The 19285-nt window shown below is 46.3% G+C and carries 19 protein-coding genes; 8 read left to right on the forward strand and 11 right to left on the reverse strand.

The genetic code is table 11. The features are described 5' to 3' along the window. Positions 1-834, reverse strand: an 834-nt coding sequence (trpS, locus tag J0895_RS08130) for a tryptophan--tRNA ligase (protein WP_207087603.1), incomplete at its 3' end; no start/stop codon positions are given. A 438-nt stretch (positions 835-1272) separates the two neighbouring features. Between trpS and J0895_RS08135 the strand changes: the two genes are divergently transcribed. Continuing rightward, complete coding sequence (locus tag J0895_RS08135) at positions 1273-1824, forward strand: DUF6141 family protein (protein ID WP_207087604.1); 552 nt, start codon at positions 1273-1275, stop codon at positions 1822-1824. 57 nt (positions 1825-1881) lie between these two features. Here J0895_RS08135 and J0895_RS08140 read toward each other — a convergent pair whose 3' ends face one another. After that, positions 1882-2271 carry a type II toxin-antitoxin system VapC family toxin gene (locus J0895_RS08140; protein WP_207087605.1) on the reverse strand — a complete coding sequence of 130 codons (390 nt, stop codon included), beginning with the start codon at positions 2269-2271 and terminating at the stop codon, positions 1882-1884. Continuing rightward, positions 2268-2510: a type II toxin-antitoxin system Phd/YefM family antitoxin gene (locus J0895_RS08145; protein ID WP_207087606.1), complete on the reverse strand. Its 243-nt coding sequence runs from the start codon at positions 2508-2510 to the stop codon at positions 2268-2270. The genes J0895_RS08140 and J0895_RS08145 overlap by 4 nt, the downstream gene beginning before the upstream one ends. A 234-nt stretch (positions 2511-2744) precedes the next feature. Between J0895_RS08145 and J0895_RS08150 the strand changes: the two genes are divergently transcribed. Beyond that, positions 2745-3605: a DUF429 domain-containing protein gene (locus tag J0895_RS08150; RefSeq protein WP_207087607.1), complete on the forward strand. Its 861-nt coding sequence runs from the start codon at positions 2745-2747 to the stop codon at positions 3603-3605. Positions 3606-3658: 53 nt separating this feature from the next. On the opposite strand, the gene glgP is transcribed toward J0895_RS08150, so the two are convergent. Then, on the reverse strand, positions 3659-6265 hold the full coding sequence (glgP, locus tag J0895_RS08155; protein ID WP_207087608.1) for an alpha-glucan family phosphorylase: 2607 nt from the start codon (positions 6263-6265) through the stop codon (positions 3659-3661). A 508-nt stretch (positions 6266-6773) separates the two neighbouring features. On the opposite strand from glgP, the gene J0895_RS08160 reads away from it, so the two are divergent. Continuing rightward, positions 6774-7658, forward strand: a complete 885-nt coding sequence (locus J0895_RS08160; protein WP_207087609.1) for an SH3 domain-containing protein — start codon at positions 6774-6776, stop codon at positions 7656-7658. Between the two features lie 29 nt (positions 7659-7687). Here J0895_RS08160 and J0895_RS08165 read toward each other — a convergent pair whose 3' ends face one another. Continuing rightward, on the reverse strand, positions 7688-8077 hold the full coding sequence (locus J0895_RS08165; protein ID WP_207087610.1) for a GFA family protein: 390 nt from the start codon (positions 8075-8077) through the stop codon (positions 7688-7690). A 478-nt stretch (positions 8078-8555) separates the two neighbouring features. Continuing rightward, positions 8556-9329 (reverse strand): hydroxyacylglutathione hydrolase, encoded by a 774-nt coding sequence (gene gloB, locus J0895_RS08170; RefSeq protein WP_207087611.1) that lies wholly within the window; start codon positions 9327-9329, stop codon positions 8556-8558. A 200-nt stretch (positions 9330-9529) separates the two neighbouring features. Here gloB and J0895_RS08175 point away from each other — a divergent pair, with 200 nt between their 5' ends. The 3 genes from J0895_RS08175 (at position 9530) to J0895_RS08185 (ending at position 12152) form a co-directional block, all read left to right on the forward strand. Then, positions 9530-9736, forward strand: a complete 207-nt coding sequence (locus tag J0895_RS08175) for a hypothetical protein (RefSeq protein ID WP_207087612.1) — start codon at positions 9530-9532, stop codon at positions 9734-9736. A 96-nt stretch (positions 9737-9832) separates the two neighbouring features. Then, positions 9833-10852 (forward strand): UDP-glucose 4-epimerase GalE, encoded by a 1020-nt coding sequence (gene galE, locus J0895_RS08180; protein ID WP_242541145.1) that lies wholly within the window; start codon positions 9833-9835, stop codon positions 10850-10852. 64 nt (positions 10853-10916) lie between these two features. After that, a complete protein-coding gene (locus J0895_RS08185; RefSeq protein WP_207087614.1) occupies positions 10917-12152 on the forward strand; it encodes a glycosyltransferase in 1236 nt (411 codons plus the stop codon). A gap of 71 nt (positions 12153-12223) precedes the next feature. Here the strand turns inward: J0895_RS08185 and J0895_RS08190 are convergent, their stop codons facing one another. Next, on the reverse strand, positions 12224-13084 hold the full coding sequence (locus J0895_RS08190) for a hypothetical protein (RefSeq protein WP_207087615.1): 861 nt from the start codon (positions 13082-13084) through the stop codon (positions 12224-12226). A 45-nt stretch (positions 13085-13129) separates the two neighbouring features. Beyond that, the gene (locus tag J0895_RS08195; RefSeq protein ID WP_207087616.1) at positions 13130-14293 is read right to left on the reverse strand and encodes a glycosyltransferase family 4 protein; all 1164 of its coding nucleotides are present in this window, start codon (positions 14291-14293) and stop codon (positions 13130-13132) included. A 141-nt stretch (positions 14294-14434) separates the two neighbouring features. On the opposite strand from J0895_RS08195, the gene J0895_RS08200 reads away from it, so the two are divergent. Next, entirely contained in the window at positions 14435-14578 is a 144-nt protein-coding gene (locus J0895_RS08200; RefSeq protein WP_207087617.1) for a hypothetical protein, read from the forward strand. A 380-nt stretch (positions 14579-14958) separates the two neighbouring features. Then, positions 14959-16119: a glycosyltransferase family protein gene (locus J0895_RS08205; RefSeq protein ID WP_207087618.1), complete on the forward strand. Its 1161-nt coding sequence runs from the start codon at positions 14959-14961 to the stop codon at positions 16117-16119. Between the two features lie 80 nt (positions 16120-16199). Here J0895_RS08205 and J0895_RS08210 read toward each other — a convergent pair whose 3' ends face one another. The 3 genes from J0895_RS08210 to J0895_RS08220 form a co-directional block, all read right to left on the reverse strand. After that, positions 16200-17285, reverse strand: coding sequence for a glycosyltransferase (locus tag J0895_RS08210; protein WP_207087619.1), 1086 nt, complete (start codon positions 17283-17285; stop codon positions 16200-16202). 68 nt (positions 17286-17353) lie between these two features. Further along, complete coding sequence (locus tag J0895_RS08215) at positions 17354-18295, reverse strand: hypothetical protein (RefSeq protein WP_207087620.1); 942 nt, start codon at positions 18293-18295, stop codon at positions 17354-17356. 512 nt (positions 18296-18807) lie between these two features. Beyond that, a complete protein-coding gene (locus tag J0895_RS08220; RefSeq protein ID WP_207087621.1) occupies positions 18808-18969 on the reverse strand; it encodes a hypothetical protein in 162 nt (53 codons plus the stop codon). Between the last annotated feature and the right edge of the window lie 316 nt (positions 18970-19285).

The raw sequence follows: 19285 nt of genomic DNA on the forward strand, positions 1-19285 counted from the left end.
TAACGGTTTAAATTGACCCCAACCCATATCCTGACATTCCGCTGCCACCTCGTCCTTGGTTTTGCCGCTGAGTAACTGATAAAGCGTCAGCAAATTATGGCATTCCGGACGTTCTGGGTCATCAAACACCAGTCCCCGCATAGGGTCCGTTTTGCATTTTTTGATTTTTTTGACGATCGCATCCGGTGGATCGAGCAAATTAATCCGACTCAGTTCCGATGGATCAGACTTCGACATTTTTTTCGTCCCATCGGTTAAACTCATCACCCTGGCCCCTTCCTTGCGAATCAAGGGGTCAGGTAATTTCAATACCGGCGCTTTTTCCTTGCCAAATTGATGATTTACCCTTGCCGCAATATCTCGGGTGAGTTCTAAATGCTGTTTTTGGTCCTCGCCGACAGGGACTTTATCCGCATCGTAGAGCAAAATATCCGCTGCCATCAGAACTGGGTAATCTAGTAACCCCACGTTGACATTTTCACCCTGACGGATCGCTTTTTCCTTAAACTGGATCATATCTTCCAGCCAGTTGAGGGGGGTGATACAGTTGAGCAGCCAGGTGAGTTCTGCATGGGCTGAGACGTGGGACTGGATGAAAATGGTGGAATGCTGTAAATCGATGCCACAGGCGAGATAGAGGGCGGCGATCGTGTAGGTATCTTGGGCTAAAGTGGCGGGAGTGTGGGGTGCCGTAATGGCATGGAGGTCCACTACACAGAAATAATTTTCATACTGACTTTGAATTTCGACCCAGTTGCGGATCGCACCGAGATAGTTACCGAGATGGAGGTTGCCGGTAGGTTGGACTCCAGATAAAACGCGCTGCTTACCCATAATTTGCTCTTATATTGCGACTGACAGAACGAGGAAAACCGGACTGAATCGGTGTTTCTCTATCTTATTGTTGACTTTTTTTGACATAAAGCTCAAATATCCTAGCAAATCTTGGGTCTCGGGTCATGCGATCGCCTTGATAGGGAATCGCTTTAAGGGACCCCAGTTCAGGTCCATTTCCGGCAATCTGCTCCTGGGGACCTGATGAAGTGGCGATCGCCTATACAAAACTCAACATTTATGCCCTACTTAGTCCCTAATGTTTTCGTTGTTTTTTCGGGCAAAATAGACTACTCTTTTGGGCATATTATGGACAGAGGGAATGGGTGATGGGGGTAATCAAAAAAGTCCCGAGCTTAAGAGGGGAGGGAAACCCTTGCCATCACAAAGCGAATCAGATTCGCGAATCCTCTTTCAGAACGGGTATAGGAGGTAGCTGTGGAAAAACGAACAACGGCATCCATGTCAGACGAAGTAAGGATTGACGAGGAAATTTATGCAACTCTTTTGTTTCGCGAGGTGCAGCAATTTCGTCAGGGTTGGATTTGGTTCGTGCTAGTATGCAGCTCTTTGGCTGCTCTCTCTGCGGCAATGATGCCATTTTTTTTAGAACAATCTTGGGAAGAAAATACCATTTTAAATATTATTTTAATTGGTTTTGGGATTGTCTTTGGGGTATTTTTTCCAATCTTGTTTTATAGTGCAAAATTAGTCACAGAAGTGAGGACCGATGGATTGTATCTCAGTTTTTATCCGTTGTTATTTAAGCGAATTCAAGTTCCCTTTGAATCCATAGTTAAATCAGAAGTGATCAACTATCATCCGTTGCGAGATTATGGTGGATGGGGGGTTCGTTATGGTCCCCAGGGAAAAGCCTTTAACGTCAGTGGCGATCGCGGGGTGTTATTAAAACTCAAAAATGGGGAGAAAATCTTAATCGGGTCTCATCAACCAGAACAACTCGCCAGTTTATTAAAATTAGCACGGTAAGGCTGTCCTGCACCCGTAATTCTAGGGGGATTAAGTTCAGTAGCAATACCGGCTGAATCACGACCAGATTCGCTGAATCGGATAGGCATCAAAAATAGCATCCGCACTGATAATTGGGATATTCTCGACAATTGCCTGAGCAATCATGAGGCGATCGAACGGATCGCGATGATGGAGGGGTAGACTGGCAACAATCTCAATATGGTCTAAACTGATATCGAGCAAATCAATACCATTGGCTGCGAGTTTCTGCTCTATAACATCTTTAAAAGGTAGAGCAAAGTTTAGCTTGCCAAGGCTTTGCTTAATCGCCACCTCCCAAATACTTGCTTTACTGAGCAACTTCTGGTTATTCTCATCGGCAATTCTCTCCTGCAAGTCAGGACGTATCCTGGGGTCGCCTATCACAAACCAAATGAAGGTATGAGTATCCAGAAGCAGTCTCATCCGATATATTCCTTAAACTCTTCGGTTAGCGGTTCATCAAAGTCATCAGCCACCCAGATTAAATCTTTCATGCTGCCAAATTGGGCCCGGGGGCGTTTTTGTGGCGCTTGATCTGGCACTGGCACCAGTTTCACCACCGGGTGGCTGTCTTTGGTGATCACAACTTCTTCGCCATTGAGGGCGATTTCCAATAACTCTTGCAGTTTCGCTTTCGCTTCAGCAATATCAACTTGGGACATGATTTTTTCCTCCACTGTCTGGTTCACAGTTTATCATAAAACTGGCCCAGTCTGCTTCTTACTCCTGCCACTTCTGAAGGCGAAAATTCTGATCATGACGGAAGCATCCGTCTGGTGAGGGTTTCAGTCCGTCAGTTTATGCGGCGTTAAACCCTTAAGGCAATTGACCCGATTTAACTGTTTTACTTTTCAAAATGATTTCCGATTAATGTCAAAAAAACTGATAAAAAAAACATGAAATTTATTGGAATTGACCTCGGATGGAGTTCCGGCGCGAGTGGGTTGTGTTGTCTAGTTTGGGAGAATCATCAATTACAACTTACGGATTTAGACTGCAAATTGTCAACGGTGGATATCCTAGATTGGGTGGATCAAAGAGTTCCTGAACCAGAACCGGGACTGATTGCGGTGGATGCGCCAACACTGATTCCGAATGCGACAGGGATGAGATTGCCGGATAAACAGACTCATCGCTATTTTGGGCGCTATCATGCGGGGTGTTATCCGGCTAATCTGAAGAGTCGGTTTGCCAGTCATACAGTGGGGTTTGGCAAGAGTTTGGAGGCGCGGGGGTTTATGCATGCACCGATGATGATTCCCCAACGGTGCGATCGCTATCAAATTGAAGTGTTTCCTCATCCGGCGATGATTAATTTATTTGGGTTATCTCGGATTCTCAAATACAAAAAAGGTAAATTAGGCGATCGCCGTTTAGAATTAATCAAACTTCGGCAATATATTGTCGAAATTTTGCCTAATTTAGAACCCAGTTTAAACTTAGAGTCAGACGCTTGGATTCTGAGTGACCCACCGGATATTTTTATTACTAAATTAAGCGAAAAAAGCTCTAAATTATTCAAAGCCATTGAAGACCAAATCGATGCAATTATTTGTGCTTACATTGGCGCTCATTGGTGGTATTGGGGATGCGATCACAACCTCGTCTTAGGAGTCAGTACCGACCCGATAACCGAAGCATACACCAACGGCTATATCGTCATTCCAAATAGTCCTTCCGTAAATCAAATAACTGATGTAGGGGCAATCCATAAATCACCCCTACAAATCAATCAAAAAATCAGTGAAAATCAGTGAAATCAGTGGTTCAAATCTCCCAAAAAACTGAGCCACCTCAATCAATTCAACCTCTAAGCATTAGCCCAAAGCACTTGCAGACCCGGTTGGAATGGACTGCTTAAATAGGGATGTTTCGGTAACACCCGCAGAGACAATCCTTGTAAACCGGAAGAACTGTAAGCAATGTTTGCCGTATAGATACTTTGCTGATTGGCATCAGTCCCTTGATAATCCATGACGACTGAGACGCCATTGATAATATTTCCATCAGCATCCATCGGTCCTTTGTAGAGTTGAACTTCTACATCAGATTCAGTCAATCCCGCTAGGTCTATCAGCGCTTTGACCTTAATACTTTGGTTGACTTTGACATCATCGGATTCAGAAATATCAATATCCAGAATCTTGATGTCATACCAGCGTTCAAACAGGTGAGTTTTCCAACCGGCCAGTTCTTTCGCCGGTTGACAGCCATTAGCAGTCATGGCATAGTAGCGATCGCTGGCCGGGAAATAAGCCCGAGTTGCATATTCACTCACCATCCGCGCCGTATTAAACAGCGGACAATTCAAGCGAATTGCATCTTTCATTTTCGAGACCCATTTGCGCGGCACTCCCTCTTCATCCCGATTGTAAAACAGGGGAATCACGTCTTTTTCCAGCAAGTCATATAGAGCATTCGCTTCTACTTCATCTTGATAGTTGGGGTCATCATAAAATTCCCCATGTCCGATCGGCCACCCGGTACGAACGTAGTCCGCTTCATCCCACCATCCATCAAGAATACTGAGGTTCAGTAATCCATTCATGGACGCTTTCATCCCACTGGTTCCCGATGCTTCCCGAGGACGGCGGGGGGTATTTAACCACACATCACAGCCAGATACCATCATCCGGGCTACATTAATATCGTAATCGGGGATAAACACCACATTTTTTTCACATCCTTGTTCGCGAATGAAATGGGTGATATGACGGATCATTTCTTTGCCGGGAATGTCGTGGGGGTGAGCTTTTCCGGCAATAACAAACTGAACCATTGGCTTACGGAGGGCGGTTTTGCCTCCGGGAATCAGGTCAGTATTCAACCCGAGTAAGATCCGCTTGATGCGATCGAGGTCGCGCAGGAACAATGTAGCCCGTTTGTAGGTGGCAAAACGCCGTGCAAACCCAATCGTGAGAACTCCGGGATCAAGCACTTCCCGCGCTGCATCAATTTCTGTGAAGGAAGCGCCACGAGCTCGTAAGTATTTTTGGAGTCGTTCCCGGACGAACACGACGAGTTCCGCGCGGCAGAGGTCCTGGTTACGCCAGAGTTCATCATCGGGAATGGCATCAACCCGTTCCCACAAGGGATAGTGGGCGGGAGTGGTGGACCATTTGGGTCCGAGATAGCGATCATAAAGTTCCTGGGTATATTTTGCCACGCAACTGCGGGCGTGTACACCATTGGTAATCGAGGTGATCGGCACTTCCGACGGGGGGAGTTCCGGCCAAAGGTTATTAAATAGCACTTTGGAGACTTCGCCATGTAATTTGGCGACCCCATTAATAAAACTAGCCATCTCGATCGCCAGGGTTGCCATACTAAAAGGAGACTCCAAATCCCCGGTATTGTCCCGTCCTAACGCTAGAAAATGTTCTCTTCCTAAGCCAAATTTCTCGGCATAATGACCCAAATAGTGCATGACCTTATCATGGGGGAACAGGTCAAACCCGGCAGCAACCGGGGTATGGGTGGTAAAGACATTGCTGGCAGCAACGACTTCTTTGGCTTCCTTGAACGTGAGACCCTGTTCTTGGATTAAGATGGAAATCCGTTCTAGGGCTAAAAAGGCCGAATGCCCTTCATTCATGTGATAGGCAGTGGGTTCATAGCCGAGGGCCTTGAGCATCTGCACCCCGCCAATCCCTAACATCATCTCCTGGTGAATCCGCATATCACTATCACCGCCATAGAGTTTGTCGGTGATATCGTGATCGTAGGGATTGTTGGGTTCGATGTTGGTATCGAGCATATACAAGGGAACAGTCCCCACTTGGACGCGCCAAACCCGAGCATATACTTTTCGCCCAGGATAGTCTACCGCAATCCGTAATTCATTCCCCTCTGCATCTCGTTCTAGGTGCAGGGGCATATTGTAGAAGTCGTTGATCGGGTAACGTTCCTGCTGCCACCCATCGGCGTTCAGATATTGGCTAAAATATCCTTCTTGGTAGAGGAGTCCGACGCCAACCAGGGGTAAACCGCGATCGCTGGCAGATTTCAAGTGATCCCCAGCGAGTAACCCTAAGCCCCCCGAGTAAATCGGCAGACATTCCGTGAGGCCAAATTCCGCAGAAAAATACACAAAACATTCTTGATGTTTGTCTTTTTCCCGGTGTTTGCGATACCAGGTGCGCTCTTTCAGATAGTCGTCGAGTTGTCGCGCTGCACGGTCGATCTGGGCGATAAATCCTTCATCTTCTGCCACTTCTTCCAGACGTTCTTGAGAAATGGTTCCCAGCATCAAGACGGGATTGTGACGGCTGGATTCCCACAGGTCCCGGTCTAAGCGCCGAAACAGGTCTTTTGTCTCTACATTCCAGTCCCAGTGGAGATTGTAGGCCAAGGTGCGTAAGGGTTCGAGTCTCGCAGGCAGAGAGGGAGAAACGTTAAACGTGCGAATTGGTTGCATAAGCTACGGACAATTTTTTGAAGATGGACTAGGAAAGTTAACTCGGGCAATGATGACAATAATAACGTTGGTGGTCTTTTGTTTTCTATAGCCCATTTTGTCAGCACTGCGCCGAATTTTAATCTCTTTTAATACTTTTTTCAGTTTTTGAGGCAGTTTGCACCGTAGGCTCAGTTCAGGGTTATGCAGAAGGTGTGGTGCGATTCAGTGGCGATCGCTGGGGATAAGCTGACCCGATCTGGAGGGGGAAAATAATTTTTTCAGGGACTTATGAATCAAATCTTGATATCCCTGCCTTGACCCGGGTTGACTTCAGATCAAGGGCGATCGCCTCTTTGGACCCGATGAAATCCCCTCCCTTGAGCCATCCCGAACCCCTCCTGCACCCTAGCAACCCTAAACATTGCATCCGCTTGAACAAAGGCGAGTGCGATTTTCCGCTAAAATAGCGGGGAAATCCCCCAGACTGGCTTAACTCTACCCGGTGACAAGGCTCCTGATCCGGAGCATGGCACGAGAGGGGGTCACTGGGTTGCTCATGAGCGAATCAGACCGCATGGCTAAAAAGGCTACAAAAAGAGGGCGTTACCCCATCAAAAAACTCCGCTGGTCGATCTTAATGGCGATCGGTGTCGGATTAGCTTTGGGTGTTCTTTTGGCAGCCCTAATCCGCGCTCATTCTCGAACGGGGGAACCCAGGATGATCAATTTGGGGGCTTCGGGACCCGTTGCCACCCCTGATTCTGAAGGACGGCTCATTTTAGAAGATGAAGCCGTACCTGGTAGCGATTTCTATCAGTTTCGCGCCCAATTACGGGAGGCTGTACAAAACCGGAATGCCCAATTTGTCGGCTCAATCATCCCAGAAACAGGTCTAACCACCGGCTTTTCGGTTCTGCGAACTCTGGAGAATTTGAACTTAGATGACCCTCAAGGGCGATTTTGGTTGCTTCTGGAAAAAGCAGTCGCCATCGGCTGTGTTCCTGCCGAAAATCCTTCGACGTATAATATTGATGCAGGTTCGGAAATTTGGGTTTGCCCAAATGTGGCTCAAGCCTTTGCAAGGCAGGTTCCGGCACCGAATTCCGAGGCAGAAGTGTCCTGGCCGGTCGATCGCGTGGTGGTGGTGGGCGAGAATGTCAATGCCCGATCGCAACCCAGTTTAGACAGTGAGGCGATCGCTACCCTGTCAAATGAAGTGGTGCAAATGGACCGCGATCGCCAACTCCCGGAAACCTTCGACCCGATCGATAGTTGGACGGCGATTCGACTCCGGGACGATCGCGAGGGCTATGTTTACAATCGTTATGTCTATTCTCCCCTAGAATCTCGCGCTTTATTTGGCAAAATTAACGGGGAATGGCAGTTACTGGCGATGCCAGGGGGAGAGTAACTCCCCTCGGTTCAAGGCGATCGCCGGTTTTATCGAATCGTTTGGATGTTGTCTTCCCAGTTTTGTCCGTCAAAGGGAGTTACGGCAAATTTCGCCCCGACATCCCCATCCAGACATCGGACATTCACATCGAAGCTGTCCGGGTGCGATCGCGGTCTATAGAATGCATGAATCCCACATTGTTTACAAAACAGGTGTTTCGCGGACTCTGTATTAAATGTATAAGTTTGTAACATCTCTTCTCCCTGTAACAGGGTAAAGCGATTTGGGGGAACAATTAAATGTAAAAACCCCTTTTTCTGACAGATGGAACAGTTACAGTCAATCGCTTCGTGGCGATCGACAGTGATGCGAAATCGCACCGCACCACAGTGACAACCGCCTTCGTAAGTTGTCCCAGATTCTGGATTTTCGAGCATATTCAAAAGACAAGGAAAATAGCAGGGAAACAGAGGTTTTTCTATTGTATTCCCCCCAGAGACGAGGGTAAGTTGTTTACTGTCTAAAGAACGAAAGCAGAAAATTCTGAAATGCTTGGAGTGCGAGCATCTTGCTCGCTAGAAGCTTCCAATTTAAGGGGTGCATCCGATGTTTGGACAGTCTCCCCTCATCCCCCGGAGCCCCATTCTCAGAAAAAGGGAGAAGCCTGTCCTGAGCCCTGAGCCCTGAGCCCTGAGCCCTGAGCCCTGAGCCAGTCGAAGGGTCGAAGGGTCGAAGGGGGGCGCCAGATTCAAAGTCCCCTTCGACAAGCTCAGGACAGGCCTCTCCCCCTTTGGGAGAGGGATTTAGGGTGAGGGCGGCGAGCATTGGGATGCTCCCAATTTAACTGCTTCAACAGCTTACTTTCTTCAACAGCGATCGCCCCACCATTAGAGGAACTCCTGGACCCAAAATGGGCTAAAACTGATCCTTGCGACCCCGGAGGCGAGCAAAGGTTTGCACCGGGTCCCCTCCATTTACGGCCCGTTGTAACACCGGATCTTCCCAGCGCAAAAAGGGATTAGTGCGTTTTTCCACTCCCAAAATCGAAGGAATCGTCGCCTCATTGTGCGATCGCGCCGCCTTCACCTGGGCGAACCGTTCCTGTAAATCTAGGTTCTCTCCATCCACCGTTAAGGCAAACTGCAGATTGGATAAAGTATATTCGTGGGCGCACCAAACTCGCGTCTGATCAGGTAATTCCCGGAGTTTACTCAGAGACGAGACCATTTGGGTGGGAGTCCCTTCAAACAAGCGTCCACAACCCCCAGCAAACAGGGTATCGCCACAGAACAAATCCCCCAGTTCCTCTCCCGATGCCGGGGGGAAATAATAGGCAATGTGGGCGCGAGTATGTCCAGGCAAAAAGAACACCGTCCCAGGGCGTTGGGCAAATTCCACGCGATCGCCCTCCTGCAAAAACACCTGCTGTCCGGGAATCCTGCCTCGGTCCTGAGCACCTCCATACACCGTCACCCCGTCAAAATGCTGCATCAATGCCTGATTACCCCCCACATGATCCCGGTGGTGGTGGGTATTGAAGATCGTCGTTAACTCAGCACCCAGGGCCTTCAATTGTCTCAGGACCGGATCCGCCTCAGCCGGATCCACCACCGCTGCCAAATTTTGCGCGGGGTCATGCAGTAAAAAGATATAATTATCCGAAAGCGCATTGAGCCGATAAACTTCCATTGAATCCTTCCTCCTGGAGTTCATATAAATGATGGATAATTGCGGTAAAATTGACGACAGGTTGAAAACTTGCCAAAATTTTATCAAGTCTTTATAATTTTAGGGTAACAAATTTACGGGAATTCTCAATTGAAACAGATAAAATAGAACCGTTAAGGCTTTAAGCCACACTGTCCCCAAATCTAGTCACGAAAAAGCGAATGGGAAGACCGACCCCGATTAAACCGATTTTTACGATTCATCAAACGATTGAGCGAATCCTAGAAATCAATGAAATTAGCACTCAAGAACATCTACAAATTGCGAATGTCTTGCTATCGGGTAAAAATATCACCGATGAAGACCGGCGGCAAATCAATCGAATTTTTGAATTAATCCAGAGCGATCGGATTAAGATTATAACATAATTCAGTTGGGAGTTAAACCCATCATCCGCATCAGTCCATGAGCGGAGGGAGATGACGGGGTAACTATTTTTTTTAATCAAGAAGAAAGACAAAGGAATGGAATGGAAAAAAGTGAGCGAAAACAATAAAACGATTTTAGTCACAGGTGGGGCAGGTTATATCGGTTCCCATGCAGTCTTAAGCATGAAAAAAGCAGGGTATCAAGTCACTATTTTAGATAACTTAGTCTATGGACATCGGGACATCGTAGAAGATGTTTTACAAGTCGAATTGATAGAAGGAGATACCAACGATCGCGCCCTGCTGAATAACTTATTTGCAACCCATGATTTTTCAGCCGTAATGCACTTTTCAGCATACGCTTATGTGGGCGAGTCAGTGACTGACCCAGCGAAATATTATCGAAACAATGTCACCGGGACGTTAACCTTATTAGAAGCGATGTTAGCAGCATCGGTGAAAAATTTTGTCTTTTCCTCTACCTGTGCCACCTACGGGATTCCTGTGAAGATTCCCTTAACTGAAGACCATCCCCAGCATCCGATCAATCCTTATGGAATGACCAAACTCATGGTGGAAAAAATCCTGATTGATTTTGATGCAGCATACGGGTTAAAGTCCGTGATTTTCCGCTATTTTAATGCCGCCGGGGCCGATCCCGACGGGGCGATCGGGGAGGACCATGATCCGGAAACTCATCTGATTCCCTTAGTGTTACAAACTGCCTTGGGCCACCGAGAATTTATTTCAATTTACGGAACCGATTATCCCACCCCAGATGGTACTTGTATTCGAGACTATATCCATGTAAATGACTTAGCCTCCGCCCATATTTTGGGACTGGAATATTTGTTGAAAGGAGGAGAAACCGAGGTATTCAATTTAGGAAATGGGAGTGGTTTTTCCGTCAAAGATGTGATTGAAACCGCCGAAAAAGTAGTGGGGAAAGAGGTTCCTCAAAAAATTGGTAGTCGCCGTCCTGGAGACCCTCCAGTTTTAGTCGGAAGCAGTGAAAAAGCCCGAAAAATCTTGGGTTGGCATCCAGAGTATTCCGACTTGTATGATATCATATCCCATGCATGGCAGTGGCATCAAAAGCGTCATAGGGCTGATTAAAAAACGGATAAAATGATAGCTGAAAAGCTATTTTAGGACTTTATAGGCAACATGAGTACCCCCGATGAATCGTCTAAACCAATCCGGAGAGACCTTGCCGAACCCCACCGTAAAACCTAAGATTTCTGTTCTGGTTAGCGACCTTTCTAAAAAAGGGGCCGGACGGTGGGGCGGTGGTGGGGTTCGCCCCTTTTTACTCAGTCAAGTGCTCAAGCGCCTCAACTATGACGTAGAAATTCTCGGATTTGTATTTGATGACGAACCTAACGTCAAAGCTTCTTTTGAAGATATCCCGATTATTACCGTTCCCGGCAAAAAATATCCCCAGTTTATTCAATCAGCCACTTCCCTGATGAATCAAATAACGGGAGATATTATTTATGCCTATAAACCGAAGCCAAGTAGTTTTGGATTGGCCTTATTAAATCAGATTAAAACTCGTCGGCCAGTCATTTTAGATATTGATGATTGGGAACTGAGTTGGCATGGGGGTGACGCTTGGCAATATCGCCCTCCTAGCATCAAACAATTGGGCCGGGATATTTTTAAAGAAAATGGGCAATTGCGATATCCGGACCATCCACTTTATTTAAAATGGATGGAAAAATGGATTGCGCGGGCAGATCGGGTGACCCTGCACAATCAGTTTTTGCAAAAGCGCTTTGGCGGGGTGTATTTACCCAATGGCAAAGATACGGATTTATTTGATCCGACTCGTTATGACCCGGAAACCAGTCGAGAGCACTATCAACTTTCGGGATATCGGATTCTGATGTTTCCCGGTGCACCGAGACCCTATAAAGGCATAGAAGATGTATTAATCGCTCTCGATCGCCTCAATCAGCCGGATTTAAGACTGGCGATCGTGGGGGGTAGTCCTTATGATGATTACGATAATCAACTGATGGAACAATGGGGGCGGTGGATTATCAAACTACCCACTTTTCCGATTCAGCAGATGCCTGAAGTGGTTGCTGCCGCTCATATTGTAGTCGTTCCCCAGCGAGATGAAGCTGCCGCCGCCGCACAATTCCCCCTCAAATTAACCGATGGGATGGCAATGGCAAAACCCGTATTAGCAACCCGGGTGGGAGATATTCCGGCGATCTTAGCTGACACGGGTTATTTGGTTGATCCGAATGCGCCGGAACAAATTGCTCAAACCATTGAGGAGATTTTTGACAATTGGGAAATTGCCCAGGAACGCGGCCAAAAAGCGCGGGAAAGATGCGTTCAATATTATAGTTTTCAAGCGATGGCAGAGATTCTTTCCGGGGTAATTCCCGCGATCCTCCGGTAAATCAGCCCCAGTGAATCCCCCCGAACCGGGTTGCGGGCGACACCCGGAATTTCAGAGGAATCTGCTGGGGTTTAAGTTAATAAATCAAGAACTTGTTGATAAAATCCTTGGTTGCGATCGCGGCATTCTTGCAAACTAGATGGATAATTTTTACCTTCACTCAGCCATGAACGCCAATCATCCATCTCGCACTGAAACCAATTCGGATCCCGGGATTCATAGAGCGTCTTTCCGAAGAGAGAAAGTTTATAACTTTTTTCTCTCCATTTTTTAACAGGATATAAAACTGGAGAATGCTTCAGTCCATAAAATTTGCTAGTGAAGGGAAAAGCGATGACTTTTCGCCCTAAAAGTGTTCCCCAGTAGGCTCCATGAAAAGAACTGGTTAAAATGGTTTCTCCAGACCCTAAGAAATCCAGTACAGTCCGGAAATCCATCGACTCATTCGTGAGCGTGGGTAGTCCCGGAACTTGGATCCGAAACTTTTTGTGGGAAAACACAACTACCTCATGCTGGGGAACTCGGGGGCGATCGAACTCCTGATGCATACAACTGACACAGGGAACCCAATTTAAACCGACTCCATAATCTCTAATTCCGAGCAAATCAACGGATTCAACATAAGGGCTATAGTCAAATTGGCTAAAGGTAAGAGATGGATCTTTATAACTTTGTTGTCCGACTCCCCAAAAAATAAACTTGCCTTGATTTACATAATTTTTAAGATGCTGGATTCCTCCCAGAAACCGAGGAAATAATAGTCCCCCTCCCCCCAGAATCAGATGTTGATCCGGGAGTTTCTCTTGGGGTAAATCATCAATATCTTTGGCTTCGGTTTGGAATCCGGGAAAGTCAAAGTACAAAAGAGGAGAAGAAAACAAATCACCGATATTGATGGAATGCCGAACATGATAGTTGACAAGATGAGACACTGAATTAATCACTCCTTTAGAGGGAACATGAATTCGGGATTAAAATTAGTTTTGGAAGTATTCAGCAACCACAGCTTGAATTTCTGCAATAAATTTTTCCGTAGAGAAGAGAGATTGCTGTTTTTTCAAGGATTCAAGTAGAGCCATCTGGCGATCGGGCTGTTTGAGAACTTGGACAATTTTCTCCACGGCATTGGCATTGTTATTATCAAATAGCAATTCATCATGGTGAGCGCCGACAATTTCTACCTGTCCCCCTTTTTCTCGAACAAAGGGAATCATCCCTGCTTTGACCATTTCTGCAACGGAGATTCCAAAAGGTTCGGGCTTACGGTGGATGCCGTAACGACAGCGTGCAATCACCTGGAGATAATCTTTATACGGCAGGTCTTGATAAACTGTAATCCAGTCAGAATTTTTATCTGCAAGCTGCATAATTTTCTGTTCATAGGACTGCTTATAAGTGCCGCCACCCCCTCCGGTGATATGTAATTTGACATCAAAGCCGCGATCGCGCACCGCCTGCAAAATTTCAATCACTAGATGAGTCTGCTTTGCCGCAACAATTCTACCGCTACAGAGAAATGCATCCTCTTTTTCCTCCCAGGGAACGACCTCCACTTCCCCAATGACTGGAGGATAGATGACCCGAGACTCAATGCCATAGGCTAATTTAATTCTATCCGCAGTGTAGTAGGAATTTGCTAAGGACTGATTCTGTTTGAGCTGGTCCATCGAAAATCCCGAGAACTTCATCATTAAACGAGTCCACCCTTTATTTTTATGGGGTTGCGGATCGACGACATGAACCCAGTGGAGGTACTGAATTCCTACTCGTCCCATATCCAACGCATTATAGGTTGAAAAGACTAAATCATATTCAGTATTCATCGATTTGAAAGCGCGGACTGCCCAATGATTAAGGGCCGATTTTATTCGCGGGTTGTTGGCTATTAACCGATCAATGAGACTCGGACTTAGGGATGACGGTAGCATTGGCTGAACCGTGAGGTTTTTTTGTTGCGCTAAATGTGTATTGTAAAGAATATCTAATCGGTGTAAATCTGGTGAAGTTAGGGTAAACAGGGTGACGTTATAGTGAGGGACTAAAGCCTCTAAAATCCATAGACTGACAGATTCAGCGCCTCCCCCCAAAAAATAAGGATGCCAGACTGCGACCTTTTTCAAATTATGCTTGGACTGATTCATGGTGTTGGTGATGGGTTGGTAAAATCAAGAAAGCAACGTGATGGTTCAAACAAGGTTACCGGATTTTTCCTAGAGGTCAACTCTATAGATTGTAAACTGTCAGAGCTTCTTTTGGGAAATAGGGAATTTTCATGTTTTCCAATGCTCCAAGTCCTGATCAAGGGATTCACAGATGTCTTAATCGCAGGAGATGGCTTCAAGGAATCCGGCTGGAGGCTTGCGATCGCTGGCGGTAGCGCTTATCATAATGATGATAGTAACCTGGGACAACAATGGGGTCGGTAGAAGATTAATCTGCCCCGATTGCCGAGTCAGGTCATCGTAGTAGAGGAGCCGTACCACAATTTGAGGTCCTGCTCCAGGGCTAGGGCAGCATTGCACGGGTGAAATTTCTGTTAAGGACTCGGAGCGTTACTCTTCCAGGAATAAAACAAATGGCCGATCGCCTTGACTGGATTTTTCAGCATTTCGATGAAGCTAACCCAGGGAGAATTAGAGAGAGAAACTGTTTATAGAACGCTCTATTTGGGAGGCGATCGCAGCAATTTTTAACCCTATCAGGGATGGCTTCTTGATAATACCCCGGATTATCCCCGGTTATGGCCTAACTAAAACACAGTTTAATCTATCTCAGCCACGTTTTACTCAAACAAGGGGAAATTAAGGTGAAAAGACAAATTAAAGACTGGTTCAAGTCTAATCTACCGGGATTAGCCGACCTTGCTAAATCATGGAAGTACAAGCTAAAAGCCATAGTATGGCCCGAGAAATCAATTGTTTACTACACCGGGAGAACCGCCGAAAAATGGACACCAGAAAGCCTAAAACGAGGATTAGCGGGTGCTCAGACTGGGGTTGTTTATCTAGCTAGAGAATGGGCAAAGCAGGGGTATAAGGTCAGGGTTTACAATTACTGCGGGGACGGGGAAGGACTCTATGACGGGGTAGAATATCGGAATTACGACCAATTCAATCCTTGGGATACCTTCGATACGCTGATTATTTGGCGCAACAAAGCTGTGCGGATGCTGGATTTACCCATAAAGGCCAATAAAATTTTACTCGAACTGCATGATGTTCCTTATAATATTGAAGATTTTACAAAAGAACGACTTGATCGCGTTGATAAAATTTTTGTAAAATGTCAGTTTCACCGGAATTTATTGCCCAAAGTGCCTGATAAAAAATTTGCGATTATCCCCAATGGAGCGGATCGGTTTTTATTAGAATTGAGTGAATATCCCAAACAACTAAACAAACTGATATACGCTTCTAATTACGAGCGAGGATTGGAGTCTATGCTGCGGTACGGGTGGCCTCTTTTAAAGAAGGAAAGTCCAGAGGCAACGTTAGAGATTTATTATGGATGGCAGTTTTTTGATGAATCGTATAAACGCAATCCAGAAAAACAAGCGTGGAAACAGAAAATGATAGAATTAATGAATCAAGCCGACGTCACGGATCACGGCAGAACAGGGCAAGACAAACTGGTAGAAGAAAAATCAACGGCGGCTATTCATTACTATGGTTGTACTTATCAAGAAGTAGACTGCATTTCGGTGCGTGAGTCGGCAATGGTCGGTTGCGTACCCGTTACTACAGATTTCGCCGCTTTAGCGGAAAAATCCTATTGCCTGAAAATTGCCGGGGATCCGTTTGCGCGAGAAACTCAAGAAGCGATCGCCCGCCAGATCGTAGAATTATTAAAAAACCCGGACAGGTTAGAGCAAATTCGGCAAGATTTTCAGGAAAAAGTCAAAGGAGAAACTTGGGATAATATTGCTCAACAGTGGTTACGAGAGATGACCCGGAACACTCCGAGTTAGTCTCCTCGGAGAAAATCACGAATCGTTACTCCTAAACTAGAGCAAAGGACATCACAGCACATCGGAATTTCTAACCCCGGTTAATTCTTCTTAGAAATAAGAGAGCGCAAGCGAGTCCGCAATCCGAGGCGATTTCGTCCAGACTGGATATTTTTTCGCCAATCTTTCGTTTCAACGGCCAGAGAACGGCGGGTTAAAAATACTTGCCGCGTCAAATTTGATGAATTAGACCAGCGATGGTATGCCGGAACGACCACATCGGTGAGTAAGTTTTTCCAGCGGAGGATGAGGGTTTCCGGGGTGGTTTCTTGAGCGCGAATTTTGCCGTTTTCTACCATTGCGTGACGCAGATGGGTATCATCGCGAAGCCGGACTAAGGCGGCGATCGCCTCGGATTGGGACTTGACTTCGATATAATCTAATTTGCTTTTGCGTTCGGCACGGTAGGCCGAATCTACGCCAATAATGGCCGGGACTCCTGCGTGCCAAGCATTATAAAGTTTGGCGGCGGGTTTCCAATGGTAGTCCGATGGGCGATTAAAACTGCGAACGGCGAGAATGGCATCGATTTGGCTATAGTCATTCCAGCGATCGCGCGCCGAAATCACCTGCCATTGCAACCCTAACTCTTGGAGTTTTTCCCGCCAGGATGGGTCGAGTAGTTCCGGTGCTAAATTCATTTCCCGACCCACATAAGCAATGTTTTCAAATCGATCGACCCGAGAGGCATCCCTGGGAATCGCCCCGGGTTGGGGCCAATAAGGCATAAAATAAATCTCCCCAGGAAATAAAATGCGATCGCCGAGCAATCGATAGGGTTTTAACAACTCCTGAGAATTTTGGACCAGATGCACCTGAGCAAAGGGATGTTGACCCTCATCTCCTTGTACACAAACCAGCAGTAATTTAGACCCGGGTTGTAAATCCTCCGGGAGGGTTTTGCGATATCCCAAGACGATTCCTTCCGTGGGAATTGTGCCAATTAATGTACAAGGAAACCCACTCGCTTTCAGATGGAGATAGGTTTGCAATATCCAGCCATAAGTTCCGGTAGAGGTGGATTGAGCTATGACTTCTTGGTAGGATTCCGGACTTTCGAGCAGGTTGCCAATAGGCCAATCGGCTTCGGGAAGGTAAAAATAAATTGGGGGGAAATTATTATTCATGGCGATGCAGAAGAATAGGAAGAGTAAAAAACTAACTTCTATGGGAGCAAGCTATGATTAACTCAATTTTACAGCCAATATTGGACTTTCAAATCGTAATAACCGGCCTGTTCGGGAGGGTAGAATCCCGCTTCCACTTTTTCAACAAGTTTTGGCAAAGCTGCTAGAAATTCTGGGCTGCGATCGGTTGGATGAATCGTCCAGGCTTTTGGTGAATCCATCACTGCTCGCACGTAATCAGTTTGCTCTAAGCGTTGCGATACCATGACTTCCCACGAATCTAGTTGGCCTTTTTTCCTCCAGTTGTTTAACCGGGTTTTTACTCCCGTGGGCAGATAATTGAGAAATTTGTTTTTATAAGAGCGCCAAATAATCGGGAGGGGGAGCATCTGCTCGAATCGTTTGCAGTCAATTAAATAGACCCGACTGCTAAAAAACTTGAAGCGATAAAAGCCATCGGGATCGCGATCGTATGGGACTTTTTGCCACAAATTTCCATCCGCAGTGGGTGGCCCCGTCAGGGGTCGTACCGCCATCACTTCGGGGTGTTCCTGCAACAACTTGATTCCTTCCTCAATCCAGCTATAACCTGGTTCTGTATGCAGGAACATATCACTATCAAAATGAACGAGGTAGTCACTTTTGGGGTTTTCGATGGAAAAAATTGTGCCTAAAATCGGATAACCCTTATAGTTGTGGGTTTGGCGAATGGGGCTGCCAAAATGCTGACGATAAACCCTGTTGCGATAGTTTTCAGAGTAGTCTATATCGACGACCCGATCAATGACACCTGCTTGGACTAACTGCTCACAGCAATCCCGCAGTTGTTCCATTGTGCCGATCCCCGGACGATTGACTTTATCTCCGGATAAAGGGGCCGTATCCACCGCTAATAGGCGATCGCTAAAATTGAAGTTACACCCTCTGACGATATGAGGAATCATCTGCATCATAAAGGGTAGATCAGTTCGGGCCGCTAGAATCGAAAGGGAACAACTCGCAGACATCATTTATTTTATTTCCTCGCTGGATTCCAATTCGGGGTAAAGGTTCGTTCTATTTTATGCTAGGACTCGTTACAGTAGAGGGAAGACAACCGGGTTTGTTTACAGAATCTTCACAAAAAATTTCCTAATGAAGTTAGGAAAGCCAGTTTCTTGTCCGATTTTATCTAATAGCTATCCCTGTAGCCTAGTTACCTAGGATCGGCAATTGGCGGAGGGAACTGGCTAATGGGGAGCCACTAAAGATTCAAGGAATTTATCCAAATCCGCAAGTCAGATGTTATTTATAATTAGCCTAGGGTTAAACCTGCTTTATCTTATAAACTGTCAGGTACAGAAATCTAGGGGGGGTAGGCAAAGCATATAGAACACTCTCCAACCCGATCGCCTCAAAGTCGCTTTGTGGTTAATCGTTCCTGTGCCTCTCGATTGTAGCGGAAAAGTTGCGTCACGGCAAGTTGGCGCTTCTGAGGTTATAGTACAATCAGAGACAATACATATTGTGGGGCTAAACTGCCTCAGTTGAGTGGGGATCCAGGATCGTCAATCAGCGGGTAGGGCGATCGCAACCCGAGTCCAAGGTTATCACTACTGCGGTGTTGGCGAGTTTTCTTGACAAATACCGCAGCAACCCGTAAAGCCATCGCATTTTTCGAGGGCAGTAGAGTGCGCCCACTCATTCTACTTAAGATGCACAGTTCGTCTGATTTGTCTGGTTCTCGCTTTCAGCGATGATGTTCGTTGATGATGTCCGTTGAACGGTGAAAGCAGTAAGTGCGATTAATAAAATCTATGATGCGTCTGAATCTTCGTTTTGCCTCCAGCTAAAAGCCGGGAAACTGACAGTGCGATTGCTTCAGAATCCCAATAATTTGGTAATCTAATAGATCATCGTTTCAGTTTAGCTACTCCATCGATTAAATTTGTTTACGCGCCAGTTACCCAGACAGGAAATACTCAATGTCTCCCACTCAATTTCTCCTCAATTACGCTAGA

Origin of the sequence: Phormidium pseudopriestleyi FRX01 (assembly GCF_017313335.1) — a bacterium.
Taxonomy (GTDB): Bacteria; Cyanobacteriota; Cyanobacteriia; order Cyanobacteriales; family Laspinemataceae; genus Laspinema; species Laspinema pseudopriestleyi.